This is a genomic window from Psychrobium sp. 1_MG-2023 (genome assembly GCF_030689115.1).
GTDB lineage: Bacteria > Pseudomonadota > Gammaproteobacteria > Enterobacterales > Psychrobiaceae > Psychrobium.
Genome location: NZ_JAUYVJ010000005.1, coordinates 62,303 through 88,920, shown reverse-complemented (window position 1 = coordinate 88,920; position 26,618 = coordinate 62,303). Strand labels below are relative to the sequence as shown.

Here is a 26,618-nt window from a genome sequence, read left to right as displayed (position 1 = left end):
TAAAATAAGTTGCAATTGTTAATGAGAAAAATTAGCGTGACATTAAAGTGAAGTTTTTAGGGTGAGATCATGAAATGTTTAATACCCAGCAGAGCTGGAGATAACTTGGTTGTTGCTGAACAGCCTGCTGTAATCAAGAAAGTCAATGACGTGTTAATAGACGTTAAAGCAAGTGGTGTTAACCGAGCTGATTTATTGCAACTTGCTGGTAAATACCCACCGCCGGTAGGTGAAAGTGATGTTATTGGGCTAGAGGTCGCTGGGGTAGTGAGGAGTGCGCCGAAGAATTCAAAGTTTGAAGTGGGACAGGCTGTGATGGCGTTATTATCTGGAGGGGGCTACGCCGAACAAGTGGTTGTGCCAGAAGTGTGTGTTATGCCAATACCACAGGGATTAAGCTTTGTTGAAGCCGCAGCCATTCCAGAGGCTTTTTTAACGGCCTATCAAGCACTATTTATGATTGCGAAGTTAAATGAGCGGATAGCGCAGGGGCACGTAAGGGTATTAATACACGCTGGTGCAAGTGGTGTTGGCTCTGCTGCAATACAGCTTGCTAAAGCAGTTGGTGCTGAGGTTTTTACCACCGTCAGTAGTGATGATAAAGCGCAATTTACACTGTCACTGGGTGCAGATCATTGTATCAATTATCAGCAGAGTTGCTTCGAAACGGAAATAGTACAGCGCACAAAAACATCAGGTGTCGATGTTATCGTTGATTTCATCGGGGCAAAGTACCTAACCAGAAACATCAATGTAGTAGCTATTGATGGGACTATTGTCAATCTTGCTATGTTGGGTGGCCGGTATGGTGAGCGTTTAGATTTTGCAAAATTACTGTCAAAAAGGGTGACACTGACATCATCCACACTCAGAAACCGCTCGTTAGTGTATAAACAACAACTTGTGAGTGAGTTTGAGAAACAATTCAGTGAGTGCTTTAAGGTTGGACGGCTTAAACCTGTTATCGATACAAGCTACCGTTATGATGAAGTAAGTGTAGCTTTTGAACGGATTGCAATGAATCAAACCAAAGGTAAATTAATTCTTCGAGATTTCACATAATTGAGAATGAATATTATTTAAGCGTGGTGTGCTGCCTTTATAGGTAAAAACTACTAAAAAATGTGATTAAATGCATGATCATCGACCAATTATCAATAGCCTAGCCTAGCTATTGATGTTGTCATGACGTAGAATTATCGCCTTTCAAAAACAATTTAATATCTTGGTGATTAGTCACCAATGAAAACCATTTACTGGGATAGCTTAATGCAGCAACTAGAACCAATTGTTAAGCAAGCGGAAGCTGAGATTAATGACGCGAACGATCTAAATACATTAGATCAAGTTCGTGTTACTTACTTAGGTAAGAAAGGGAAAATGACTGACTTGTTGAAGTCACTTGGTCAATTATCAAATGAAGAGCGTCCGAAAGCGGGCCAATTGATCAACAAAGCAAAGCAACAAATTCAGAAATTACTCGTTGAAAAAGGCGATACATTACGTACGCAAGCTCTTAACGCAAAACTTGCTGAAGAGTCTATCGATGTCAGTTTACCTGGTCGTCGTATTGCAAGTGGCAATATTCATCCGGTAAATCGAACCATTGAACGTATAGAAACATTTTTTGGAGAATTAGGCTTTAGTGTTAAGGCTGGTCCAGAAGTTGAAGATGATTTTCATAACTTTGATGCTTTAAATATTCCTGCGCACCATCCTGCGCGCGCTGATCACGACACATTCTATTTTGACCCTAAAACAGTACTGAGAACACAAACGTCAGGTGTTCAAATTCGTACCATGGAAGTTGAGAAGCCACCGTTGCGCATAATCTCTCCGGGTCGTGTTTATCGAAATGATTATGATCAAACACATACGCCAATGTTTCATCAAGTTGAAGGCTTAATGGTTGATAAAAATGTAAGCTTTACTCAATTAAAGGGTATTTTACATGACTTCTTACAAAACTTCTTTGAAGAAGATTTAGAGATTCGTTTCCGCCCATCATACTTTCCATTTACTGAACCGTCAGCGGAAGTTGATGTGAAAGGGAAAAACGGTTGGTTAGAAGTGTTAGGTTGTGGCATGGTCCACCCTAATGTTCTTCGCTCTGTGGGTATTGATCCTGAAGAGTACACCGGTTTTGCTTTTGGTATGGGTGTTGAACGCTTAACGATGTTACGTTATGGCGTTGATGATTTACGTTCATTCTTCGAGAATGACGCACGTTTCCTAAAACAGTTTAAGTAAGGTTCTATTAGCATGAAATTTAGCGAATCATGGTTACGTGAATGGGTTAACCCAAATGTAACGAGTGACGAATTGTCAGCACAACTCACAATGGCTGGTTTAGAAGTTGATGACGTAACTCCTGTTGCAGCGTCTTTTACAAATGTTGTTGTTGGTGAAGTTGTCGAGTGTGGACAACATCCTGATGCTGATAAATTGCAAGTGACCAAAATTAATGTTGGTGACGACGAATTAGTTGATATTGTTTGTGGGGCGAAAAACTGCCGCCAAGGCTTAAAAGTAGCTGTGGCAAAAGTCGGTGCAGTGTTACCCGGTGATTTCAAGATTAAAAAAGCAAAATTACGTGGTCAACCTTCATTCGGCATGTTGTGTTCGTTTAGCGAATTAGGCATGGCTGATGATAGTGATGGTATTTTAGAGCTACCTAGCGATGCGCCAATCGGCACATGTGTGCGTGAATACTTATCATTAGATGATGTCACTATTGATGTTGACTTAACCGCTAACCGTGCTGACTGCCTTGGTATTAAAGGTCTAGCACGTGAGGTTGCGGTATTAAACCGTACCGAAATCACGCCGGTATCTATTTCTCCAGCGCAGGTTTCAATTGATGATACTGTTGAGATTAAATTAACAGCGAATGAAGCTTGCCCGCGTTACTTAGGCCGTGTGATTAAGGGCATTAACCTTAATGCAGTTTCTCCACTTTGGCTAACAGAGAAACTTCGTCGTAGTGGTATTCGTTCTATCGATCCTGTTGTTGATGTAACCAACTATGTTCTATTAGAACTGGGTCATCCAATGCATGCATTCGATTTAGCTAAAATCGATGGCGCAATTGATGTTCGCCTTGCAAATACTGATGAAACATTAACGTTACTAGACGGTAACGAAGCAAAGCTTAATCAAGATACACTTGTCATTGCTGATAACAATAAAGCACTTGCGATTGCTGGTATTTTCGGTGGTCAGGACAGTGGTGTTACTGAGCAAACGCAAGATATCTTCTTAGAAAGTGCATTCTTTGCACCATTAGCGATTGCAGGACAAGCACGTAAATACGGTCTACACACAGATGCATCGCATCGTTATGAGCGTGGTGTTGATTTTGAACTGCAGTCGGATGCAATGGAACGTGCAACAAATCTTTTATTAGAAATTGTTGGTGGACAGGCGGGGCCTGTTGTTGAAGCGGTATCTCAAGAAGCTTTACCTAAAGTTGTTGATATTGAGTTACGTCGTTCGCGTATCGCTCGCATTATTGGAATCACTATCGCTGATGAAGAAATCAGTGAGATCCTGACTCGCTTAGGAATCGATGTAACTGTGACTGAGCAAGGTTGGGTTTGTCGTTCACCGTCATACCGCTTTGATATCAATATCGAGTCAGACTTAGTTGAAGAAGTTGCTCGAGTGTATGGCTATAACAACATTCCTAATGTGTCGCCAACAGCTACGCTAAGCATGAGCGCACATAATGAAAAGCAATTGCCAGTACGTAAGTTGCGAGATGTATTAGTTGCTCGTGGTTTTAACGAAGCAATTACTTATAGTTTTGTTGACCCTAAGAAGCAGCAGCTTCTGTTTCCTGAGTTAGACGCAAAAGTCTTGCCGCACCCAATTTCGGCAGATATGTCAGTGATGCGTGTTAGCTTATGGACAGGTTTGTTACAGGCGGTAAGTAATAACCAAAAACGCCAACAAGGTCGTGTTCGTCTATTTGAAACGGGTTTACGTTTTTACCCTAATAGTGAAAGTGAACATGGCATTTCACAAGACCCTATGATTTCTGGTGTGATTGCTGGTGGTATCAGTGATGAGCATTGGGATATCGAAAACCGTTCAGTCGATTTCTTCGACTTGAAAGGGGATTTAGAAGCATTAATGGAATTATCTGCCGACATTGGAAAGTTTGAGTTTAGAAAAGCAAACTTATCGGCACTTCATCCGGGTCAGTCTGCAGAAATATTTGTTAATGATGAGTCAGTTGGCTTTATTGGTGCGATTCACCCACAGCATGAGAAGGCTTTGGGCTTAAATGGACGCACAATCGTTTTCGAAATTACTCAGGCTGCTCTGTTGCAACGGAAATTACCTGAAGCCGTTGCCCAGTCTAAGTTTCCAGCTAATCGACGTGACATCGCATTAGTAGTAAAAGATGACGTTAACGCAAAAGATGTGATAAAAAGCATTCAAAATGTTGGCGAAAATCAGTTAGTTGGAATAAACTTATTTGATGTATATCGTGGTCAAGGTATCGAAGAAGGTTATAAGAGTTTAGCAATCGCATTAACATTGCAAGATTCAACTCGTACCTTGGAAGAAAAAGAGATCGCATTGGTGGTTGAGAAAGCTGTACAAGCTGCTAATGATTCATTTGGTGCAACATTAAGAGACTAGTTTATGGCCCTAACTAAAGCCGAGATGGCAGAACATCTATTTGAAAAACTGGATTTTAGTAAAAAAGAAGCCAAGGATATGGTTGAACTCTTCTTTGAAGAGCTTCGTGGCTGTTTAGAGAATGGTGAGCAAATCAAACTCTCTGGATTTGGTAATTTTGATCTGCGTGATAAATCTGAACGTCCAGGTCGAAATCCAAAAACGGGAGAAGATATTCCTATTTCAGCTCGCCGTGTGGTGACCTTCAGAGCAGGACAAAAGCTCAAAGCTCGTGTAGAGCAATTAGAAGCTAAGAAATAGTAAAAAGCCAGCGTAACAGCTGGCTTTTTTGTTATGACAGCATTGTCATTTCTACTATGGCAACTATTTGTGCGCATTGTATAAGTGCTCCTCTACGTATTTGATTCGTAGACTCGACTTATTATACGTTTGTGCGAGAGGTTGGCGTGTTACTCATGGGTATATATTCGAACGATTTATACGTCTTGATTAATTCTCTTGCCCAGGTTTCTCGGTAGTGATGGAGATGCGTTAGCTTCAGTTTGGCTTAAAAGCAATGGTGATAACTCCATTAATAATGTGATCGTTTTTCACAGTTTAAACATATGATAGCGTCGATATTTCTTATCTATATAGAACAACTCTATTGGATAAAAAATACCTTAGCGACATGGATGTTGATACTTAGGTTCACTTGGAACGTAAAACCTGTGTTCTCATCTGTTTATTCGAGTTATAAACTTTGTTGATTATTTAATGGGATTGATATTTTAACTTATGTGACTTAACTAGAGACATAACTGATTAAAGTGACAGCCCTAAAGAGATTTAATCCGTTTAGGGCTGCTATCAATTGTTGCTTGTGATTGAAAAGTGTACTAATAATGAATTGAGACTAGCACTAGCTATTAGTCTTTCTTCTTGCGTTTCATTGGAATGTGGCCGACTTCGACTGCATTGACGAATGACTTATCTAGTTTTTTAGCTGGTTTGTCTTTCTTTAGCGCTTTTTTGTAAGTTGGCTTGTTATTTTTACGGTAATCAACTTTCTTAGCCACTTTTGGTTGCTTTGGCTTAATACCTTTGAATTTTGCTTGTAGTCCTTCAATAGTAGTGAAGTTGAAGTTAGTTTTTAACAGTAGTTGAATCCGTTCAAGACTTTGCCAGTCTTTCTTACTTACCAGCGATATTGCGACGCCGTTATTACCAGCCCGTCCGGTACGCCCTATACGATGGATAAAGTCTTCTGGATGTTTTGGAAGGTCAAAGTTAACAACATGACTAACGTGTTTTATGTCAAGACCACGGGCAGCAATATCGGTAGCAACAAGTACTTTACTGATAGTGCGTTTAAAGTCATCCATAGCTTTATTACGTGCTGACTGCGGCATGTCACCATGTAAGGCTGCGGCGTTAACATCTTGACTTATTAACCATTGCGCTAGACGATCACTGTCATGTTTAGTCGCAGTGAAAATTAACATTTGCTCAAATGGCTGCTCACAGATAGCTTTTAGCAATGCTTCTTTATGATCCAAGTGATCGGCAAGGTACATTTTCTGCGTTATATTCTTGTGTTTGTCAGTGCTGTGACCGATTTCGATTCGTTTGGCGTCTTGTAACACTTCAACACTTAGGTTTTTTATTTCTTTATCATCAATGGTCGCTGAAAACAGCATTGTTTGCCGTTTGCGATGATCAGCTTGCTTATTGATATGACGTAATGCTGTGGCAAATCCTAGGTCGAGCATACGGTCTGCCTCATCTAACACCAACACTTCAAGAGCATTTAAAGCAATATGGCGATGCTCTAGATGATCTGCAATGCGGCCAGGTGTTGCAATGATAATATCAGGCTCTTTGCGAAGAACTTTTGCTTGATCATTAAAAGACTCACCACCAACAATTAAGGTTGCGTTAAGGCGAGTACCCGCAGCAAGCTTTTTAAAGTCTTGGAATACCTGAGCAGCTAGTTCGCGTGTTGGTGCCAATATAAGAGCACGAGGGTCACGTTTACTAAATGCTTTTTGACGTAGTAATCGCTGCATAATAGGCAATAAAAACGCTATTGTTTTACCTGAGCCTGTTTGTGATGAGGCAAGGATATCTTTTCCGCTCATCGCTACAGGGATCGCCTCTGATTGAATAGGTGTTGCTTGGTCAAAACCTAAATGCTCAAGAGAGGAGGTGAGTCGTTTATCTAAGCCAAATGAAGAGAATGACAATGGAGTTCCTACGCAGTATTTACAATAAAAGCGCATTATAAATTTTGTTGCAGTGAAACACCATTACTTTAAATGAAACAAGTTACTTTTTGCGAGATGACACGATAAGAATGGAGAACCTGAGATCAGGGACAGCAGACTTATGAATAGTCACTAATCTCATCGTTTAATTCAAACCTTAAAATCACCTAAGATAATTAGCATCGAAATGATCCTTTGTATGGGGTTTTAATAAATTTGACCATAAAGGATTCTGTCACAGAGTATTCTAATTTTTAGCCGATTATTGTTAATATGTAGACGGTTATTCAATAATCTAAACTCCGTCAAATAACACTACTTTCAACTCTCTAATTATTACTTATTATCCTTTGATCTTGATTGCCAATGTTCGCTTTTTGTGACACTTATTTTTGGTGGTTTCTGTTATGGATTTTGCTCTTAAGTTGGACTAAAAAAAAGCATGTTTTTCTATTAATGTCCTGATGTAAAAAGCGCCATAATATTGACTCGGTAGTTTAAGGTTTATGAGCTTTCTCTACAATGATATAGCAGAAGAACAATCACAAATCCCGTGTTCGTAGAAGGTAATAACAATTTATTTTCACACTGTAGAAACAGAAAAGAGCAAGGGGGAGCTTCATTGTTAGTTCTGATACGTACTACATCTTAAGCTTACTTGTTTAAGTTTGACCGTTTTAAATGGTTGTATTAATTTGTTGTTTTTCTCTTGGCCTGTGTTGTCTAAATTTGAAAAAATAGAGATTGATGACAATTTTGTTCATTATTTTTTCATTTTTGCACTCTTTAGGGTTTGTAGATGGGTTTTTACCGTTCTGGGTGCTTAAGTGTTATTATATGGCTTTTAAGTGTTCTTTGGGTGTGCTACATTTGTGCTTTAATTTGTTGGGTGGTGGTTTTTTGAATCTTAAATTGCGTATTTCAGCAGCTGAGCTGGCAAAGTGTTCCCTTGAGGTCACAAGAGTAAATGATAGTCAGATTAGTGGCTTTCATGCGAGGTTTGGGAAAACTAATTCTGATGGTTACCGTTTGATTAGTTATTACTTCTATTATCGGCTTGGCGGTCGAAACGGCCGCCAAGTTAATTATTTTATTGGTAACAGTTCAACAATGGACGTCGGTACTGCTAGACGTATTGCCATGCAAATCGAACCTCTTGTCAAACAAGGTAAAGACATTGTACAAATGAAATTTGAGGCTGAAAAACAGACTGTCAAACTTAAGACGTTTTGGCGTTTTAAGGGGGCTGATTTCATCATGAAAAAGTACAAAAATTCTCAAGATGCAAAACGTAATTTTGAGGTAGATATTTTACCTAAAATTGGTAGTGTTGAATTAAGTAAAATCAGCCAACGATTGGTCGAGGTTAGGGTGCTCAAGCCGTTAGTTTCAGCCGGTAAAAAAAGCCAAGCGAAAGTCATTTTGAGTCAGTTAAAAGCTTTGTTAAGTTTTGCTGTTGATCAACAATATCTAACACACCAACCGATCAAGAAAGTGGATCCTTCTTTTTTTGGGTCGACTGATTTATCTAATAGTGATCTCAATAGTCGAGAACCTCGTGATGGTGACGCAATTCTCAGTGGTGCTCAATTAAAAGGTATATATTTTCGAGCAAGTAAAGCGACTAGACGTTCAGCTTTTTTATTCACACTGCGCTTACAAATTTTAACTGGGCAAAGTTTATCAACAATCTGCCAGAGCTATCGACAGGATATAAAAGCAAACCGGTGGCTATTGAGAGGAAGTGATGGCAAGTTAACGGGTAAATCTATTCCAGTAACCGGGCCACTAAAGGCGTTACTAAAAGAAGTTGTGACTGAGTTTACTAATCGAGAAAGTTTGTACCTTTTCCCTGGCAAAGGGGCTAGGGCAAAACAAGATAGAAACATGGACTCTAGGGCACTAGCCAAAGCCCAGCAACGCTTTATCTTTGATGTCCATCAGGAAAGGGTTTCAATGACACAGTTACTTAGCGATATCAAACATGCGATGATCACGTTAAAAATAAACCCACTAGTGATAGCTTATTTGTTTCATGATAATCTCAGTGGATATTTAGCCATTGAATCAGACTGCCCGAGTATAGCTGTTGGTTTAGAACAATGGTATGGTGGGTGATCTATTAATAGATATCGTAAACAATTAGTTAATTTTAAAGAAGAGTACAATGAAACAAGAAATCATTGAACAAATGAAGGTAGAACCAACCATTGACGTTGCGTTCGAGGTGAACCGTCGTATCGCATTTATTCAAGAAACGTTGAACAACAGTGGCGCTAAGTCTTTAGTGCTTGGGATAAGTGGTGGCATCGACTCAACGTTGACAGGTCGTTTAGCTCAATTAGCCGTCGAACAACTCAATCAAATTACCCCAAACCAGCCTTATACGTTTTATGCCGTGCGTTTACCTTATGGGACTCAGCGTGATGAAGACGAAGCGCAATTAGCCTTAGATTTCATTCAACCTTCAAATTCATTAACTATCAATGTAAAAGCTGCCGCAGACTCATTAGATTTAGAGACAATAGGGAATCAAATCACTGTTGCTGATGGTGTTAATCAAGATTTTGTTAAAGGAAACCTTAAAGCTAGGATGAGAATGTCTGCACAATATCACGTTGCAGGATTAACTGGTGGCTTAGTGATAGGGACAGATCATTCAGCTGAAAATATTACAGGCTTTTACACTAAGTTTGGTGATGGTGCATGTGACCTTGCCCCTTTATTTGGTTTAAATAAACGGCAAGTACGTGCATTAGCAACGTACTTAAAAGCCCCAGATGCCCTAGTGCATAAAGCGCCTACAGCGGATCTAGAATGTGATAAGCCGCAGCTGACTGACGAAGACGCATTAGGTATGACCTACGATGAGATTGATGATTTCTTAGAAGGCAAAGATGTCCATGCTGACGTTGAAGCGCGCTTGATTGCAATCTACAAACGGACAGCACATAAGCGACAGCCAATCCCGACAATTTACGACTAATTATAAGCTTATTACTTAATTGTATTTATAGCTTTTAATCGTCGTTTATCGCTTGAACTTCTCAAGGCGTTCGCTGTATTATTAATCAATAATATGGCGCGCCTGAAAACTTTCTTAATCGGTTTCATATCAGTAACGATCTATGCAAACTACAGGCGCAACCTATATCAACAATTAAAGGCTGTAATGGATATGGTACCCCAAATAAAAATAATAATAGCGGATGACCACCCTTTGTTCAGTCAAGCACTGTCAATGATGCTTGAAACAAATATCAATGAGGCGCAGGTATCAGAAGTTGACACTATTTCTGCTTTAGAAGCTTTGTTAGCACAGCAACAGGCTGATTTGCTATTACTTGATCTGGATATCCCAGGTGGTCAGGGCTTTAATACCTTGATGAACATTAGACAGCTTTACCCGCAATTAGGCGTGGTTATTGTGTCTGGAATCGAAGACAGTGATTCAATCAATCAAGCCATGAGTCAAGGGGCTTGCGGTTACATACCTAAATCTACACCTGTGCCAGAAATGGTTCTTGCGATTAATGAGGTATTAGCCGGCAATGTCTGGCTACCGGGCGAATCACATAACCATAACGTTGAACAGTCAACTGAGGCTGATGAGCGTATTACCTCGTTGACCCCACAGCAGCATAAAATCTTATTGATGTTTGCCGATGGTTTGCTTAATAAACAAATTGCCTACGAGCTTGGCTTATCTGAGTCGACGATTAAAAGCCACGCAAGCACCATCTTTCTCAAACTGGGTGTTAAAAACCGCACGCAAGCTGTCATCATGTTAAATGAATTACAACTTGCTAATGCTGTGTTACCAAACGGTGCTCGTATCTAAAGACTGACTTGGTAAAGTTAGTTTTTAATTTTATTTAATAGCCAAACGTTCTTTCTTTCGAGCTGCGGGCTTTGGTAATCATCGTTCCCGGCTAAGGTAATTATCTTTTAAGGTCTGTGCTAATAATGCACTCATTAATGAGCGAAGTGCTAGTGGTTTAATAATCTTTGCCAAAAACGCTATATTATGTCGTTTAGCATTTATTTTAACAAATTCATCGTTGGTTGCTGTGATCAAAATCGCTGGAAGTGGGTACGACCGTTGACTTCGTAACTGCTGAGTTAAGCCAATCCCATTGAACACAGCCTCTTGTTTATCGTCACGTGGTTTGACTAGCGTTTGGTCATCTATTTCATCTGTTAACTCATAATCTATTAGTAGGATATCTATCTGATCTTTGTGCTGTGAAAACAGGGTTAAGGCTTGTTCTGGTGTAGATGCACTAAAAACGTTACATTGCCACCCTGTAAGTAAGGCGGTCATCGCTGCCAGTACTTGTGGCTCATTATCCACACACAGTACGCCTACTTCCTTGAGAGAGATCCGCTGATTAGGGAAAAGCTTAGCGGATATAACTGGTTTTTGAGCTGTCGGGACGGTGATTTCGAATGTGCTGCCATGTCCTTGGGCTGAGCGTAAACCTAGTGGGTGGCCTAAGAGCTTAGCTAGACTTTGCGCAATGTTTAAACCTAAGCCAAGTCCTTTCGGTCCAATCGTAGATTGATTACCAGACAATTGTGTAAATTGATTAAACACCTTTTGTTGCATTGATTGAGGGATGCCGGGACCCGTATCAATCACTTGAATTGTCACTGAATCACCTCGTCGACGGCAACCCAGTACGACCTGTCCTTGCCTACTGTAACGAAACGCATTACTTAAAAAGTTTTGAATCACTCGAGAAAGCAGGGTTAGGTCACTTTTAATGTATAACCTTGAATGATGGTAACGAAACTTTACTTTATACTCGCCTGCCATAGCATTGAATTCTGCCACCAGCTTGTCAAAGAGTTCATTGATGCTAAATACTCGTATATCAGGCGTGATATTGCCACTCTCAATACGTGCCATCTCGTTAAGATCTTGTAATAGGGTATTCGCTATTTCTAATGAAGTGTTAATCTGATCCATTTGTTCACGTTCTTGAGCATTCACACGAGGACTTAAGCTCAGCGCTGAAGAGAATAATCGTGCGGCAGAGAGTGGTTGTAATAGGTCGTGACTACAGGCTCTTAAGTATTGGCTCTTTTTGAGATGGGCTTGTTCTGCACGCTGCTGCGCTTGTGCCAGCTCTAAGTTGGCAAGTTCAAGCTCTTGGTTAGCTTTTTCTAATTCACTTGTTCGCTTTTCAACTCGGTTTTCTAAGTCATCATTTTCTTCTTTTAAATATGCTTCTGTTTGACGGTAAACGGTAATATCACTAAAGATCATAACAAAGCCACCACCAGGGATAGGATTGCCCTCAATATGTATTACCTTGCCATTCTTAAGTTGACGCTCTGAACTATGTCGACTTCCTTGTTTTATATAGGTTAGGCGCTTTTGTACCTGATGTTCAATATCTAACACGTTATGCTGTTGTGTTAGGTTAAAGCGTATTAGTTCTGAGATCGGTGCCCCGATATAAATTAAGTGTTTTGGGAAGTTAAAGATATCAAGGTATTTGTCATTCCAAGCCACTAAAGTGAGTTCGCTATCGATTACTGAGATGCCTTCGCTGGCATTTTCAATTGCGCGCTGTAATACCGTGCGATTAAATTCGAGTTGTTGGGTAGAGTTCTTTTCAACAAGGTCGGCGACCTGATCAAAAGCAATATCACGACCGCCTAATGCAAACGAGGTTACAAGCTTTGCTGAGGCAGCGCCCATAATACTGGCTAGCGTTTGCTCAGTATGAAGGATTAGCGCTTGATTATAATCTTTGGGTTTGTCTGCTTCGGTGGTAGCAATAAAGCTTGTAAAACAGGCTTTTGCCTTCTGATCACCGATAAAGCGCGCGACAAGACATTCAAGCTCTCTAATTTCTATGTTCGGCTGTTTTGTGAATTGCCACAGTGGTTTGTCGGTTGATTGGTTAAAATATTTACTTTGCATCTGTTCACGAATGCTTTGCCGCGTCGATACCGAAACGCTATACAGCACTGTGATGTTGGCTGCTAAGGCAATTAACGTTATTGTGGTTGTCGCAGGCCAGTTAGTGTTTAGTAATGGGTGTGTATACAGACCTAATTGAGGCATTAAATTAAACAGCACCCAGATAGAAAACCCTGTACTAATTGCTGTTAATACACCCACTAATGTTGCTCTGCGCCAAAAGAAAGCAGCTAACAAACTCGGTCCTATCTGTGCTATTGCTCCAAAGGCGACCTCACCTAATGACGCGAGTGTATCAGCAGGGGAGAGAATTAACATTGCATAACTTAACGCAATGACAACAACAACGAGCAGTTTGCGGGTTAATAGCAACTGAGCTTTAAATCGATCGTAATACTGCTGTTTTTGCTTAGTCAGTTTAAACAGTAGTGGGAAAGCAATTTCATTACTTAACATCGTGCTTAATGCAATAGTTGAAACAATAACCATTGAGCTAGCAGCAGAGATTGCGCCGATAAACGCAAACAATGACAGCCATATTTCACCATCATAGGCGGGTAAAAATAAAACGTACGCAGCCGATTGTAAGGACTCCCCATAATTTAGCTTTCCCGCTAAGCCGATTGGTGCGGCGAACAGTGCAAAAATTAATATGTAAGCGGGGAGTAGCCAACGGGCCCAACTACTGTGTTTTTTGTCTTTAATTTCAACAAACATCACTTGGAATTGGCGTGGCAAACACAAAAAAGCCGACATCACAATAATTAGTAACCCAACCATTGCCACAAAATTACCGGGCTCAAACTGCTTAGAGATGGCTTGTTGCTCAATAGCTAAGTTAATGATTTCGATGGGGGAATCATAAACGACAAAACTAACAAAGAGTCCCACCATTAAAAAAGCTGTTAATTTAATTAATGACTCAAATGCTATGGCTATCATAACACCTGGGTGCCGTTCGGTGACATTGATGGTGCGGATACCAAAGATCATGGTAAAGATGGCAAGGATGACACTAATAATTAATCCAAGCTTCCACTCACTTAGGTTTTGCTCCTGTTGCAATATAGTGAATGAGTAAATGATGGCTTTAAGTTGGAGTGTTATATAAGGCAAGGTACCAATCAAGGCGACGATTGTTACTAACACAGCTAGGTTTCGTGCTTTTCCAAAACGAGCAGAAAGGAGATCTGCAATAGAAGTGATTTTAAGCGCTAAACTCGTTTTTATGATTCGTTGTATTAGCGGCCAAGCAAAAATAAATAATAAGATCGGACCTAAATAAACGGATAAGTAGGTAAAAGAGTTGTTGGCAGCCTGTGCTGATGTGCCTAAAAAACCCCACGAAGTACAATATACCCCCAAAGATAGGGCATAAATGATGGTGTGTTGTCTTTCAGCGAGTTGATGTCGGTATTTGCCACCTAGGTGAGCAATCAGAAATAACAGGCCGATATAACCGAGGCTAACATTGATTAGTAACCAGTTTGAAAACATACACTTCCTAGACAACTACCACATACGGTAAAACTTACCATAAAAGACCTCATCAATATAAAAACTATCGACGAAAGAAAGTACTAGTCCTTAAGGACTAAATGTAAAGCACTAATTTAAAAGCGTTAGTTGTTTAGTGTTAAGCACCGAGTGCTAGCCCGTAATTCCAATTGTTGATTTTAACGCGAGGGGTAGGATTAATAAAAAACAACAAGACAACCAAGGAAGTATGAATGATTAAATTAGCTAAGAATAATTATGCAAAAATGTTAGTTGCTACCACTTTACTCGGTGCAAGTAGCGTGGCATCAGCAGGCTATGAAATAAAGATATCAGACGAGGACACAATTTCGTTTGGTGGTTATATCAAAATCGATGGTCGCTATGTTGACGGTGATGTTGCCTACCGTGACTTTTGGATTGGTACGGGCGCTGTACTCGATGAGAGCGCGTCTCAGTTTAGAATTAATGCCAATGAAACCCGCTTTAATACTAAATACGTTCATGGCGATTTGATGGGTTATATCGAACTGGACTTTCTTGGTGGTGGCGGCAATCAGATTGTTTCTAACTCAGCCAACCCACGCTTACGCCATGCTTTTATCAAATATAAAGGAATTACAGCGGGGCAGACGTGGTCGACATTCATGAATACTAGTGCGATCCCCGAATCGGCGGACTTTGCTGGTGCGACAACAGGCTTAGTCTTTATTAGGCAAGGTCAATTGCGATACACCACAGGAAACTTTCAATTCTCTGTAGAAAACCCTGAATCGTGGGGCGGCGATCCAAGTAATGACAATGTACCAGATGTCGTTGCTCGTTATAACGCTAAAGGCGATTGGGGAAGTGTTTCTGTTTCTGGTTTAGCGCGAAGCCTAACCACTGTATCAGGTGAAAACAAAAGTACTTTTGGAGCATCGATCGCAGGTCGCATTCAGTCTATTGGTAAAGATGATTTCAGATTCCAGATTCATCAAGGTGAGCTCGGTCGTTATGTCGGTGTGGCAGCGGCTAAAGACTTAGTCGATGAAAAAGTCGAAGATGTTACTTCTTATTTAGCAGCCTATCGTCATTTTTGGGATGAAAACCTTCGCTCAACGGTACTCTACGGAAAAATAGACGCAGATGTCTCAGGTGCTGAGCGTTCTCAGTGGAGCGTTAACCTCTTCAATAACATTACTAAACAATTAGCTGTGGGTTTTGAAGTCGGAAACTTCTCGATGGATGAGCAAAACGCTGATTCAAATTACGCGCAGATTTCTTTGCAATATACCCTGTAAGAAGCGAATTGCGATTCATCGTTCATTTCTTTTGTTTATTTCTGATAGTGAAGAACCTCACTGTCGACAGTGATAATTATTAGGCGGTTGGTATGTCAAAACCAATACTAAAAGTAGAACACATCTCGCTGGCCTTTGGTGGCGTTAAAGCGCTCACCGATGTTAGCTTTGAAGTTGAGCAAGGCGCTGTTTTTTCAATTATCGGCCCGAACGGGGCCGGCAAGACATCGATGCTCAATTGCATTTCGGGTCGCTATCAACCTAACAGTGGCTCAATAAGTTTTAATAACAAAGATGTTACTCATTTGAAACCCAATGACCGTGCAGATCTTGGCATGGGCCGGACATTCCAGAACTTAGCGTTATTTGGTCATATGAGTGTATTAGAGAACATCATGGTTGGACGTCACCATATGTTAAAGAACAACTGGTTGACGGGGCCACTCTACTGGGCAAGTAAAGCCCAACAAGAAGAACTCGAGCATCGCCGTGAGGTTGAAGAAGTCATAGATTTTCTAGAAATCTCTCATATTCGCAAATCAGTGGCCGGAACGCTGTCTTATGGGCTGCGTAAGCGCGTTGAACTCGCCCGTGCCATGGCGTTAAAGCCAAAATTAATCTTGCTTGATGAGCCAATGGCGGGAATGAACCTTGAGGAAAAGGAAGACATGGCCCGTTATATTCTCGATCTAAATCAGGAGTTTGGCATCACCATAGTGATGATTGAGCATGACATGGGGGTGGTGATGGATATTTCAGATCAAGTGATGGTCCTTGATTTTGGTAAAAAACTAATTTGTGGTTTACCTGATGATGTTATGGCTGACCCTTATGTTAAACGGGCTTACTTAGGGATTGAGGACGAGAATGAGCAGTTAGAGGAGATCAGTTAATGAGTGATCAATTAAATACTTTTGATATGGGGGAACTAGATACGTTTCCCAAAATATTGCGTCACAATGCGCAACATTTTCCGCAAGATATTGCTATGCGGGAGAAAGAATTCGGTATTTGGAATGAGTTTACTTGGCTCGACTATCACAACCGAGTTAAGTGGATGACGTTAGCGCTACTTGATATGGATATTAACCCAGAGGATGCTGTGGCGCTAATCGGTGATAATCGTCCCGAGTGGGTGTGGGGTGAAGTTGCAGCTCATGCAATGCGCTGCTATTCGTTAGGTATTTATCAAGACTCAATGCACGATGAAGTCGTTTATCTACTTGATAGTAGTGGCGCGACTGTAGTCATTGCTGAAGATGAAGAACAGTGTGATAAGTTGCTTGAACTAGGTGACAAAATCCCAAAGGTTAAGCACATTGTTTATTGTGACAAACGCGGTATGCGTAAATATGACGATAAACGTTTAATCAGTGTTGAAACGATTTATGAGCGTGGCCAGCGAATAGATAAAACGCATGCTAAGCGCTACGATGAGCTGGTGGACGCGACATCTGCAAACGACATTTCGATATATTGCACCACGTCGGGTACGACGTCTAAACCCAAAATTGCGCTGCTCAATGGTGGCAATTTTGTTCAACACTGTAGTTCTTATTTACGTGCCGATCCCCGCCAGCCTGGTGATAACTATGTATCAGTACTCCCTCTGCCATGGATTATGGAGCAAGTGTATGCGGTAGGTCAGGCATTGATTGCCAGGCAAGTGGTCAATTTTGTCGAAGAAAAAGAAACGTTGATGTCTGACCTTCGTGAAATAGGCCCTCACTTTGTTCTTTTAGCACCTCGGGTTTGGGAAGGGATCCTAGCCGATGTGCAAGCAAGAATGATGGACTCAACCCCCCTTAAACGTCGCCTATATGACTTTGCGATGGCGCGAGCGGATCGTTACCGTGAACAAGGTAAAACTTCGCGTTTAGCGGAATGGTTATTAATGAAGGCATTACGCGACCGTCTTGGGTTTTCATTCCTAAAGTCTGCCGCAACGGGTGGTGCTGCCATGGGGCCTGATACCTTTAAGTTCTTTCAAACTATTGGAGTACCGCTACGTCAGCTTTATGGGCAAACAGAAATGTGCGGCGCCTACACTATTCACAAAGAGGACGATGTTGATTATGACAGTGTTGGTGTATGTTTCGACAGTGCAGAGATTAAAGTCATTAACCCTGATAAAGAAGGGTTAGGGGAAGTCATCGCTAAAACCGTGGGGATGTTTACAGGTTACCTTAACAATCAAACTGCTTACGATGAAGACGTTAAAGATGGCTGGATGCATACCGGTGATGCGGGTTACTTTAAACCGTCAGGTCATTTAGTTGTTATCGATAGAATTAAGGACTTGGCTCGCACTAGTAACGATGTTCAATACTCACCGCAGTACATTGAGAACAAGCTAAAATTCTCATCCTTTATCGGCGAAGCAGTGATTCTGGGTAAAGATAAACCTTATCTATCCGCGTTGATATGTATCCGCTTTAGTATTTTATCAAAATGGGCAGAACAGCAAGGTCTTGCTTTTACTAATTATACCAATCTTTCATCACTTCCTGAGGTCTATCAAAAACTCAGTGAAGAAGTTGCTCGCGTCAATGAAACTCTCCCACCTGCGCAGAAGATCCATAAATTCGTTTTGCTTTATAAAGAGCTAGATGCTGACGATGGAGAGCTAACTCGTACCCGTAAAGTTCGCCGAGGGGTGGTGGCCGAGAAGTATGGTGACATTATTGAATCTGTTTATGATGACGCGCAAGCTGTTGATATTGATACAATGATTGTATTCCAAGACGGCACTAAAACACGGATTCAAACTAAGCTCAATGTTGAAACATTGATTTCACCAAGCATTGAGTCGACTAGCCCTAGTTTAGAGAGGAAAGTGTCATGAATTTTGAATTATTAATGCAGCTCATTGTGAACGGGATCATTGTTGGTTTGCTTTACGGCGTGGTCGGGATGTGCTTTGTGCTGGTGTATAAATCAACACAAATTGTCAACTTTGCCCAAGGGGAGTTTCTACTCGTCGGTGCGTGGGTCTGTTGGGCGTTTCTAACTTACTTTCAACTGCCATTCTTTATGGGTTTTATTCTCACCATGGTGTTTATGGCTCTGTTTGGCGTATTACTACAGATGGTGGTACTCAGGCCAATGATTGGTGAGCCGATTATCTCGGTAATTATGATCACCATTGGCCTATCCATTTTCTTCCAATCACTAATGAAGTGGATATTTGGCGTGTCACCACAGAGTTATCCCAAGGTCTTTGAAAGTGAAAGTGTACAAATTCTAGGTCTTAACATAGAAATGGCTTATTTGATGAGTACGGTAATTTCATTAGCGATTATGGTGGCGTTCTTCCTGTTCTTTAAGTACTCGAAGTATGGTTTGGCGATGCGAGCGACCGCATTTAATCAGCAGATTGCACAAAGTTTGGGTATTTCAGTGAAACAGGTCTTTGCGATGAGCTGGGGTATTGCTGCGACGTTATCAGCAACAGCTGGTGTGGTTATCGGCTTGGTTAATGGTGTATCAAACTCACTATCAACGATGGGCGTTAAGGTATTCCCTGCTGTTATTTTAGGCGGGTTAGATTCTGTTGTGGGTGCCATTGTTGGTGGTTTAACGATTGGGGTGCTCGAGAACGTGGCTGAATTCTTCGATAGTCAATATCTCCATGTCGGCAATATGTATGACATTGCGCCATTTTATGTCCTGTTGATTATCTTATGGTTCAAACCCTACGGCTTATTTGGCACTAAAGATATCGAACGTATTTAGTGATATTACGATACACAGTACAAAGTCATGTTAGCAGGTGATGTTCATAGGGGATACCTGCTACTCAACCTAATTTCAGGAGTTTTTATGTCGAGTTTAATGATGCGACCGTGCGGAGATTTCCGTACCAGCTATAAACAAGATGATACGATTTATGAGACTAACACTATTCGATTAGTCGCGATTGCCGCTATCACACTACTTTGTGCAGCGCCAATGGTATTAGATGCTTACTATTTAACGCTGTTCATCCAAATGTCATATTTGGGGATTGCTGCGCTAGGGTTAAATATCTTAGTCGGTTATACCGGTCAAATATCACTGGGTCATGGTGCCTTTTTTGGAGTGGGTGCGTTTACATCTGCCTGGCTGAATACCTCGTTTGGTATTCCTGTTTGGTTATGTATTCCCATGGCCGGTTTTATCACTATGGCAGTGGGGATGCTATTTGGCCTGCCGGCGTCTCGGATTAAAGGGCTATACCTTGCAATCGCCACCTTAGCTGCACAATTCATTCTTGAAGATTTCTTTGCTCGGGCGGAGTGGTTTTCTGGTGGCTCAGCCGGAGCCTCTGCAGAACCTATTTCACTAATGGGTATTGTCTTTGATACAGATGAAAGTTTCTTCTATATCGCGTTGTTCGCTCTAGTGTTTATGTACATCTGGGGGTGTAACTTAATGCGTTCTCGTGAAGGTCGTGCGTTTGTCGCTGTGCGTGACCATTACCTATCAGCAGAAATAATGGGGATTAAACTGAATAAATACCGTTTGCTCTCATTTGGTGTGTCTTCATTTTATGCAGGTATTGGTGGTGCGCTTTATGCTCATTACTTAGGTTATGTTTCGGCGGAAGGCTTCACTATCTTCATGTCTATACAGTTCTTAGCGATGATTATTATCGGTGGCTTAGGTTCTGTTAAAGGCACCTTAATGGGCGTTGTTTTTATGGTGTTCTTACCAGAGGTACTCGAAGGTGGGGTAGGCATGATGAAAATGACTGATTGGGGCAACATACCGATGGTCGTGGATGGCCTTGCTTACATCAAAGAGATGGCCATTGGCTTGGTAATTATCCTGTTCTTAATCTTCGAGCCAGAAGGTATGGCCCATCGCTGGGCACAAATTAAAAACTATTGGAAATTTTATCCATTTTCATATTAATCACAAATCAAGTCACAAACAGTAATAACTAAACAATAATAATCAGTACAAAAAAGGAAATAACAATGCAAAAGAAAGTATTAGTAACTTCTATTTTAAGCTGTCTTACAGTGGGCGTAGCAAGCCAAGCACAAGCAAAAGATTCCGTGTTTGTCGGTCACCTTGCTGATATGTCTGGGCCAACGGCGTTTGTGGGAAAAAATTACGCTGATGGTGTGAGAGATTCCCTGGCTTATATCAATAAAAATGGTGGTATAAAAGGTACTGCTTTGGAATATGAAACAATCGATTACGCTTATAAAGTACCTCAAGCGATTGCATCATATAAAAAATGGCATTCACGCAAAAAGATGGTAGCGATGCAAGGGTGGGGAACGGCTGACACGGAAGCGCTGATCTCTTTTGTGGCCAAAGATAAGACACCGGTATTCTCAGCATCTTATTCGGGACATTTAACCGATCCGCAAGGTAAGAATCCGCATACGAAGAAACCTGCGCCTTATAACTTTTTTTATGGTGCGTCTTATTCAGATGCATGTCGCGGTTTAGTTCAGTGGGCAGCAGCTGACTGGAAGAAGAAAGGTAACCAAGGGCAACCTAAATTTACTCACATTGGTGCTAATCACCCCTTTCCAAATGCGCCTAAGGCTGCTTGTGCCGAATATGCTCAGGAGCTCGGATTTAAAGTAATGCCGTCTGTGGTTATTTCTATGAAACCTGGAGACTTCAAAGCGCAGTGTTTAAGCCTGAAAAGTTCTGGTTCTAATTATGGTTATATTGGTAATTTAGGGGGGTCGGTGTTGTCGTTAGTCAAGTCCTGTAACACTGTCGGTACCAATATTCAATTCATGTCGAACATTTGGGGAGGCGATAAGAAGATTTTCCAAGCGGGTGGCGAAGGTATTAAGAATTATGTCTTTCCAACAATGACACCGTTTTGGACCGACACGTCACCTGGCATGGCCTTGATTAAGGAGATCTCTAAGATGTCAGATCCTAAAGGACAGAAAGAACGTGTCCATCATTATATGCGAGGGGTATGTTCAACCTACTTCATGAAAGAGGCCATGGAGTGGGCAAAAGAAAACGGAGGGATCACAGGGGAAAATATCAAAAAAGGCATGTACGCTCGTGATAACTGGGTGCCAAAAGGGCTAGAAGGTGTCTGTCTTGCAGCCAATTGGAAAGCTGATGACCATCGTGGTATTAACCAAGTGAATATTTATCAAGGTAACTACAATGGCGGTGATATTGCCATTGAAAAGGTATCTCAAGTTACATTAGACCGTCGCGTTGATTGGTTAGGTTATTAATCATTTCATTGGGGTAAGTCCCTTACCCCAGCTATTTATATTGGAGTATCTATGTCACAACCAGCAATTAATATTCAACCAGCCAACCCAATCCTTACAGTTAACAATATTGAAGTTGTATATGATGAGGTTATTCAAGTTTTACGTGGTGTCAGCCTTGCCGTTCCGGAGGGGGATGTGGTGACATTACTTGGTCCAAATGGAGCGGGAAAATCAACAACGTTAAAGGCCATTTCTGGCTTATTGAAAAGTGAAGATGGGGAAGTTACTAAAGGTGATATTACGTTCATGGGAGAGCGTATAGATAATAAGAATGCGGAGGATGTCGTTCGAAGTGGGGTGTTCCAAGTTATGGAAGGTAGACGAATCATTGAAGATATGACTGCGATTGAGAACCTTAAATTAGGCGCTTACACACGAAATGACTCTCAAATCAATCAAGATATCGAAATGGTATTTAATTATTTCCCAAGATTAAAAGAACGTACAGGCTTAGCTGGGTATCTTTCTGGCGGTGAACAACAAATGTTGGCAATTGGCCGTGCGTTAATGGCGAGACCTAAAATGATCTGTCTTGATGAGCCGTCCATGGGGCTCTCACCGTTACTTGTTAAAGAAGTGTTTAGCATCATTGGCCAGATTAATCGTGAGCAAGGAATTACGATGCTGCTGGTGGAACAAAATGCTAACTATGCACTTAAAGCGGCGAATTATGGTTACATTATGGAGTCTGGAAAAATTGTGCTTGATGGCACGCAAGATGAATTACTCAATAATGAAGACGTTAAAGAGTTTTATCTAGGTGGCGGTAATGAAGAGCGTAAAAGCTTTAAGAACTTAAAATCATATAAACGTCGTAAGCGCTGGCTATAATACGCTGTGCCCTTAAATGGTTTCTATTATCACAGAGACCGCCTTTACTGATACAAAAAAAGAGCAACCTTCTATGAATAAGCTACAAAGCTTTGAGCAACCATTTCAGCCAGCAGCTGTGCGAGAACAAACATTGTTGGCGAAACTCCCCGATTTTATTAACTTTTGTCAGATTGAATCAGCTTATTATCGCAATCATTTACAGTCTGTTAAGGCCTCGAGTGTGACGACTCTAGAACAATTAGCGACAATCCCTGTCACACGAAAGTCAGACTTGATTAGACTGCAAAAAGAGTGTCCACCATTTGGTGATATTAATGCTGAAAGTGGTCGCGTATCAAGGGTGTTCCGCTCACCGGGACCCATATTTGAATTAGAATCAACCAGTGATGACTGGTGGCGTATGGGAAATGCCTTTGCAGCGGCTAATTTTACGTCAAATGATCTAGTGCTTAATTGTTTATCCTATCATATGACACCGGGCGGTTTTATTATGGATTCTGGTGCTCGCGCCTGTGGCGCACGGGTGATACCAGCAGGCCCAGGTCAAACAGAGCAGCAGCTTGAAATTATCGAAATGCTTAGACCGACAGCTTATAGTGGTACACCATCATTTTTAAATATTATTTTAAATAAAGCAGATGAGCAAGGCCGCGATGTCACTTCCATCAATAAAGCATTAGTCACTGGTGAAGCATTACCTGAAACCTTACAACAGGAGTTTTTGCATCGTGGCATTCTGGTCAAACAGGCTTATGCTAGTGCAGATATCGGATTGATCGCTTATGAGAGTGAACGTAATGAAGGGCTGGTGGTTGCTGAAGACATTATTGTCGAAATCGTTCGTCCTGGAAGTGGTGCTCCTGTAGCGAATGGTGAGATTGGAGAGGTTGTGGTCACGAGTTTCAACAGAGACTATCCGTTAATCCGTTTCGCTACTGGTGATTTGTCAGCGTTTGTATCACAAACTACTTCGTGTGGACGCACCAATAAACGGTTAAAAGGTTGGTTAGGGCGTGCTGATCAAACGGCGAAAGTGAAGGGAATGTTCGTTCATCCAGAACAAATAGAGTCTATTCGTGATAAATATGAGACATTGTTTAAACTGCGACTGAACATTACACAGCATAATAATAATGACGTTATGTCATTGCAATGCGAGGTAGACTTCACCGTACTGAGTGTTGATGAACAGCAAACGTTGAGCGTTGCTTTAGCTGAGACGCTTAGAGCAGTCACCAATCTATCGGGGACCGTTGAGTTGGTCACTCAAGGTAGCTTAGCCAATGACGGGAAGGTGATAGATGACCTACGTTCAGGGTTATTACCATAGCTAAATGATGCACTTGATGAAAAGTTGTCTTTGAGTTGACCCCTTGGTACAAAAAAACCGCTAACGAAAATTAGCGGCTTTTTATTTGCTAAATGTAGAATTATTTAACTTTTAAAATCTTACAAGTATTTGTACCACCGACAGTTTCCATACGGTCACCACAGGTGAATAGTACTAAGTCACCTTCACTCACATGGCCTTGAATCTTTAATTCAGCAAGAGCAGACATAGTTAAGCTATCTGAGTCTACTTGAGTCGAATCAAATTTTACTGAGTATACGCCGCGGTATAGTGCAGCAGCAGCTAATGTTGCGTGATGACGTGATAAACAGTAAATAGGTAGGTGTGAACTTATACGCGACATCAACTGCGGTGTTGCACCTGACTCACTTAATGCGACGATAGCTTTAATTCCTGTCATGTGATTCGCGGCGTACATTGTCGATAATGCGATAGTTTCTTCAACAGAGTTAAACTCTTCTTGCATACGGTGACGTGACTTAACGATAGAAGGGTGGCTTTCTGCACCCAAACAAACATTTGCCATAGCTTGTACTGTTTCAATTGGGTAGTCACCAGCGGCCGTTTCAGCAGATAACATCACGGCATCAGTACCATCGAGTACGGCATTGGCAACGTCCATTACTTCGGCTCGAGTTGGCATTGGGCTTGTTATCATTGATTCCATCATCTGTGTTGCAGTAATAACAACACGATTAAGAGTACGAGTACGTCCTATAATGTTCTTTTGAACGGCAACCAGTTCAGCATCACCTATTTCAACACCTAAATCACCACGTGCAACCATAACTGCATCGGATGCAAGGATAACATCGTCTAGCGCTTCATCCGTAGCAACAACTTCGGCACGTTCAACTTTTGCTACCAGTTTGGTTTTTAAACCGGCCTTTTCAGCAAGATTACGCGCATAACGCATCTCATCGCCATTACGTGGGAATGAAACCGCTAAGTATTCAACCCCTATTTCAGCGGCAGTAATGATGTCTTCTTTATCTTTGTCTGTTAATGCGTCAGCCGTTAAACCACCACCTTGTTTGTTGATTCCTTTGTTATTTGACAATGGACCGCCGATAACGACTTCAGTGATCACTTTACTGCCATCAATAGATGTAACACGTAATTGAACACGACCGTCATCAAGTAACAACATGTCACCTGGTTCAACATCATTTGGTAATTCAGAGTAATCAAGACCTACTTGGTTTTGATCACCACTGTCTTTATCAAGGGCAGCATCAAGTGTAAATACATCGCCAATGGCTAATTGAATTTTTGCCTCTTTAAAGCGCGCAACACGAATTTTAGGGCCTTGTAAGTCACCTAAGATACCGACGTAAGTGTTTAGTTTCTTGGCCGCTGCACGAACCATTTCTGCACGAGCGATATGATCTTGAGCGCTGCCGTGAGAAAAGTTTAAGCGGACTACATTAGCACCAGCTTGGATCAATTGCTCTAATACCTCAGGAGTATCAGTTGATGGACCTAATGTAGTTAAAATCTTCGTTCTTCTAAAAGTTGACATAGTTTTTTCCAGCTTGTTTACGCTTGTTAGTTTTAGGTTGGAAGGGGAATACACAACCTAGTGAAAATCTGACTATTAGTTCTAAATGTAAACTAATTTTCCAATAACTTGTTAAACCGAGACTCTTTAATACCTTGCTTAACTTTCTGTAAGTTGTCTCTAAACTTACTTCCACGACGCAATGTAAAGCCCGTGGCCAATACATCGATGATAACGAGTTGCCCAATCCGAGATGCCATTGGCATGTATAAGTCAGTATCTTCTGGAACTTCCGAAGAAATAACTAAATTACACTCATTGGCCAGGGGGGAGTCTGTCGCGGTAATACCAATCACTGTCGCATCATTCTCTTTAGCCATTATCGCTAATTCTACTAATGACTTTGTACGCCCTGTATGTGAAATTAAGATGACAACATCACCATCGGATGAATTAATACAGCTCATGCGTTGCATTAAGCCATCTTGAAAACTTTGCACCGGCACATTAAAGCGGAAAAACTTATTGAGGGCATCTTGTGCTACAGCGGCTGATGCTCCGAGACCAAAAAAGGAAATCTTTTTCGCTTGCGTTAAAATATCGACAGCTTTGTTAATAGAAACGGTATCAACCATCTGTCGACTTCGGTCGAGGCTGGCTAATGTGGCTTCATAAATCTTATTGGTATAATCTTCGACACTATCGCTTTCTTCAACGTGGCGATTTACATAAGGCGTCCCATTAGCCAAACTTTGTGCAAGATGTAGTTTGAAATCAGGAAAGCCTTTTGTGTCCATTCTTCGGCAAAAACGGTTAACAGTCGGTTCGCTCACATCAGCTAACTTAGCTAAGGTTGCAATACTAGAGTGTATAGCAGACTTCGGAGAGGCTAAAATTGCATCAGCCACTTTGCGCTCAGACCGACTCAACTTATTTAAACTGACGGTAATTTGCTCTAATACGTTCATAAAAAAAATTGCCTGTAAATTATTTACAGGCAATATGACATACTTTAGGCGTACTTTGCAATTAAATTACTTTAATATTGTAATTTTATTACAGCAACTTTA

The 26,618-nt window shown here is 41.2% G+C and carries 19 protein-coding genes; 15 read left to right on the top strand and 4 right to left on the bottom strand.

Translation table 11 applies throughout. From position 1 onward, the window contains the following. Nucleotides 1-69: 69 nt before the first annotated feature. From Q8W26_RS04080 to Q8W26_RS04065, 4 genes are all read left to right on the top strand, one after another. Nucleotides 70-1,062 (top strand): NAD(P)H-quinone oxidoreductase, encoded by a 993-nt coding sequence (locus tag Q8W26_RS04080; protein ID WP_101215099.1) that lies wholly within the window; start codon nt 70-72, stop codon nt 1,060-1,062. 207 nt (nt 1,063-1,269) lie between these two features. Then, on the top strand, nt 1,270-2,250 hold the full coding sequence (gene pheS, locus Q8W26_RS04075; RefSeq protein ID WP_101215159.1) for a phenylalanine--tRNA ligase subunit alpha: 981 nt from the start codon (nt 1,270-1,272) through the stop codon (nt 2,248-2,250). A 12-nt stretch (nt 2,251-2,262) separates the two neighbouring features. After that, on the top strand, nt 2,263-4,650 hold the full coding sequence (gene pheT / locus Q8W26_RS04070) for a phenylalanine--tRNA ligase subunit beta (protein WP_101215098.1): 2,388 nt from the start codon (nt 2,263-2,265) through the stop codon (nt 4,648-4,650). Between the two features lie 3 nt (nt 4,651-4,653). Beyond that, the gene (locus tag Q8W26_RS04065) at nt 4,654-4,950 is read left to right on the top strand and encodes an integration host factor subunit alpha (protein ID WP_101215097.1); all 297 of its coding nucleotides are present in this window, start codon (nt 4,654-4,656) and stop codon (nt 4,948-4,950) included. Between the two features lie 608 nt (nt 4,951-5,558). Here the strand turns inward: Q8W26_RS04065 and Q8W26_RS04060 are convergent. Further along, nucleotides 5,559-6,875: a DEAD/DEAH box helicase gene (locus Q8W26_RS04060; protein ID WP_305472363.1), complete on the bottom strand. Its 1,317-nt coding sequence runs from the start codon at nt 6,873-6,875 to the stop codon at nt 5,559-5,561. A 921-nt stretch (nt 6,876-7,796) separates the two neighbouring features. Here Q8W26_RS04060 and Q8W26_RS04055 point away from each other — a divergent pair. The 3 genes from Q8W26_RS04055 to Q8W26_RS04045 all read left to right on the top strand — a co-directional run bounded on the left by Q8W26_RS04055 (nt 7,797) and on the right by Q8W26_RS04045 (nt 10,737). Beyond that, a complete protein-coding gene (locus Q8W26_RS04055; protein WP_153071520.1) occupies nt 7,797-9,014 on the top strand; it encodes a hypothetical protein in 1,218 nt (405 codons plus the stop codon). A gap of 49 nt (nt 9,015-9,063) precedes the next feature. Further along, nucleotides 9,064-9,882, top strand: a complete 819-nt coding sequence (nadE, locus tag Q8W26_RS04050; RefSeq protein ID WP_101215094.1) for an ammonia-dependent NAD(+) synthetase — start codon at nt 9,064-9,066, stop codon at nt 9,880-9,882. 186 nt (nt 9,883-10,068) lie between these two features. Next, entirely contained in the window at nt 10,069-10,737 is a 669-nt protein-coding gene (locus Q8W26_RS04045) for a response regulator (RefSeq protein ID WP_370694257.1), read from the top strand. Nucleotides 10,738-10,815: 78 nt separating this feature from the next. Here Q8W26_RS04045 and Q8W26_RS04040 read toward each other — a convergent pair whose 3' ends face one another. Next, the gene (locus Q8W26_RS04040) at nt 10,816-14,328 is read right to left on the bottom strand and encodes a PAS-domain containing protein (RefSeq protein WP_101215093.1); all 3,513 of its coding nucleotides are present in this window, start codon (nt 14,326-14,328) and stop codon (nt 10,816-10,818) included. A gap of 233 nt (nt 14,329-14,561) precedes the next feature. On the opposite strand from Q8W26_RS04040, the gene Q8W26_RS04035 reads away from it, so the two are divergent. The 8 genes from Q8W26_RS04035 to Q8W26_RS04000 all read left to right on the top strand — a co-directional run bounded on the left by Q8W26_RS04035 (nt 14,562) and on the right by Q8W26_RS04000 (nt 24,026). After that, on the top strand, nt 14,562-15,611 hold the full coding sequence (locus Q8W26_RS04035; protein ID WP_305472360.1) for a DcaP family trimeric outer membrane transporter: 1,050 nt from the start codon (nt 14,562-14,564) through the stop codon (nt 15,609-15,611). Between the two features lie 92 nt (nt 15,612-15,703). Further along, nucleotides 15,704-16,504 carry an ABC transporter ATP-binding protein gene (locus Q8W26_RS04030; RefSeq protein WP_101215092.1) on the top strand — a complete coding sequence of 267 codons (801 nt, stop codon included), beginning with the start codon at nt 15,704-15,706 and terminating at the stop codon, nt 16,502-16,504. Then, entirely contained in the window at nt 16,504-18,456 is a 1,953-nt protein-coding gene (locus tag Q8W26_RS04025) for a long-chain fatty acid--CoA ligase (RefSeq protein WP_305472357.1), read from the top strand. Before Q8W26_RS04030 ends, Q8W26_RS04025 begins: the two co-directional genes overlap by 1 nt. Beyond that, entirely contained in the window at nt 18,453-19,346 is an 894-nt protein-coding gene (locus tag Q8W26_RS04020; RefSeq protein WP_101215090.1) for a branched-chain amino acid ABC transporter permease, read from the top strand. The genes Q8W26_RS04025 and Q8W26_RS04020 overlap by 4 nt, the downstream gene beginning before the upstream one ends. An 87-nt stretch (nt 19,347-19,433) precedes the next feature. Continuing rightward, entirely contained in the window at nt 19,434-20,507 is a 1,074-nt protein-coding gene (locus Q8W26_RS04015; RefSeq protein WP_305472355.1) for a branched-chain amino acid ABC transporter permease, read from the top strand. 65 nt (nt 20,508-20,572) lie between these two features. Further along, nucleotides 20,573-21,820: an ABC transporter substrate-binding protein gene (locus Q8W26_RS04010; protein ID WP_101215088.1), complete on the top strand. Its 1,248-nt coding sequence runs from the start codon at nt 20,573-20,575 to the stop codon at nt 21,818-21,820. Nucleotides 21,821-21,910: 90 nt separating this feature from the next. Continuing rightward, a complete protein-coding gene (locus Q8W26_RS04005) occupies nt 21,911-22,693 on the top strand; it encodes an ABC transporter ATP-binding protein (RefSeq protein WP_370694260.1) in 783 nt (260 codons plus the stop codon). Between the two features lie 73 nt (nt 22,694-22,766). Then, entirely contained in the window at nt 22,767-24,026 is a 1,260-nt protein-coding gene (locus Q8W26_RS04000) for a phenylacetate--CoA ligase family protein (RefSeq protein WP_101215156.1), read from the top strand. 100 nt (nt 24,027-24,126) lie between these two features. Here Q8W26_RS04000 and pyk read toward each other — a convergent pair whose 3' ends face one another. Beyond that, a complete protein-coding gene (gene pyk, locus Q8W26_RS03995; protein WP_101215086.1) occupies nt 24,127-25,569 on the bottom strand; it encodes a pyruvate kinase in 1,443 nt (480 codons plus the stop codon). Nucleotides 25,570-25,661: 92 nt separating this feature from the next. Then, nucleotides 25,662-26,516 carry a MurR/RpiR family transcriptional regulator gene (locus Q8W26_RS03990; protein ID WP_101215085.1) on the bottom strand — a complete coding sequence of 285 codons (855 nt, stop codon included), beginning with the start codon at nt 26,514-26,516 and terminating at the stop codon, nt 25,662-25,664. Nucleotides 26,517-26,618: the final 102 nt, after the last annotated feature.

Bases quoted from the DNA above. Each gene is read 5' to 3' on its own strand.
- Q8W26_RS04020 (WP_101215090.1), top strand. From the start codon at position 18,453: ATGAATTTTGAATTATTAATGCAGCTCATTGTGAACGGGATCATTGTT.
- Q8W26_RS04000 (WP_101215156.1), top strand. From the start codon at position 22,767: ATGAATAAGCTACAAAGCTTTGAGCAACCATTTCAGCCAGCAGCTGTG.
- pyk (WP_101215086.1), bottom strand. From the start codon at position 25,569: ATGTCAACTTTTAGAAGAACGAAGATTTTAACTACATTAGGTCCATCA.
- Q8W26_RS04080 (WP_101215099.1), top strand. From the start codon at position 70: ATGAAATGTTTAATACCCAGCAGAGCTGGAGATAACTTGGTTGTTGCT.
- Q8W26_RS04065 (WP_101215097.1), top strand. From the start codon at position 4,654: ATGGCCCTAACTAAAGCCGAGATGGCAGAACATCTATTTGAAAAACTG.
- Q8W26_RS04045 (WP_370694257.1), top strand. From the start codon at position 10,069: ATGGATATGGTACCCCAAATAAAAATAATAATAGCGGATGACCACCCT.
- Q8W26_RS03990 (WP_101215085.1), bottom strand. From the start codon at position 26,516: ATGAACGTATTAGAGCAAATTACCGTCAGTTTAAATAAGTTGAGTCGG.
- Q8W26_RS04010 (WP_101215088.1), top strand. From the start codon at position 20,573: ATGCAAAAGAAAGTATTAGTAACTTCTATTTTAAGCTGTCTTACAGTG.
- pheT (WP_101215098.1), top strand. From the start codon at position 2,263: ATGAAATTTAGCGAATCATGGTTACGTGAATGGGTTAACCCAAATGTA.
- Q8W26_RS04030 (WP_101215092.1), top strand. From the start codon at position 15,704: ATGTCAAAACCAATACTAAAAGTAGAACACATCTCGCTGGCCTTTGGT.
- pheS (WP_101215159.1), top strand. From the start codon at position 1,270: ATGCAGCAACTAGAACCAATTGTTAAGCAAGCGGAAGCTGAGATTAAT.
- Q8W26_RS04035 (WP_305472360.1), top strand. From the start codon at position 14,562: ATGATTAAATTAGCTAAGAATAATTATGCAAAAATGTTAGTTGCTACC.
- Q8W26_RS04025 (WP_305472357.1), top strand. From the start codon at position 16,504: ATGAGTGATCAATTAAATACTTTTGATATGGGGGAACTAGATACGTTT.
- nadE (WP_101215094.1), top strand. From the start codon at position 9,064: ATGAAACAAGAAATCATTGAACAAATGAAGGTAGAACCAACCATTGAC.
- Q8W26_RS04015 (WP_305472355.1), top strand. From the start codon at position 19,434: ATGTCGAGTTTAATGATGCGACCGTGCGGAGATTTCCGTACCAGCTAT.
- Q8W26_RS04040 (WP_101215093.1), bottom strand. From the start codon at position 14,328: ATGTTTTCAAACTGGTTACTAATCAATGTTAGCCTCGGTTATATCGGC.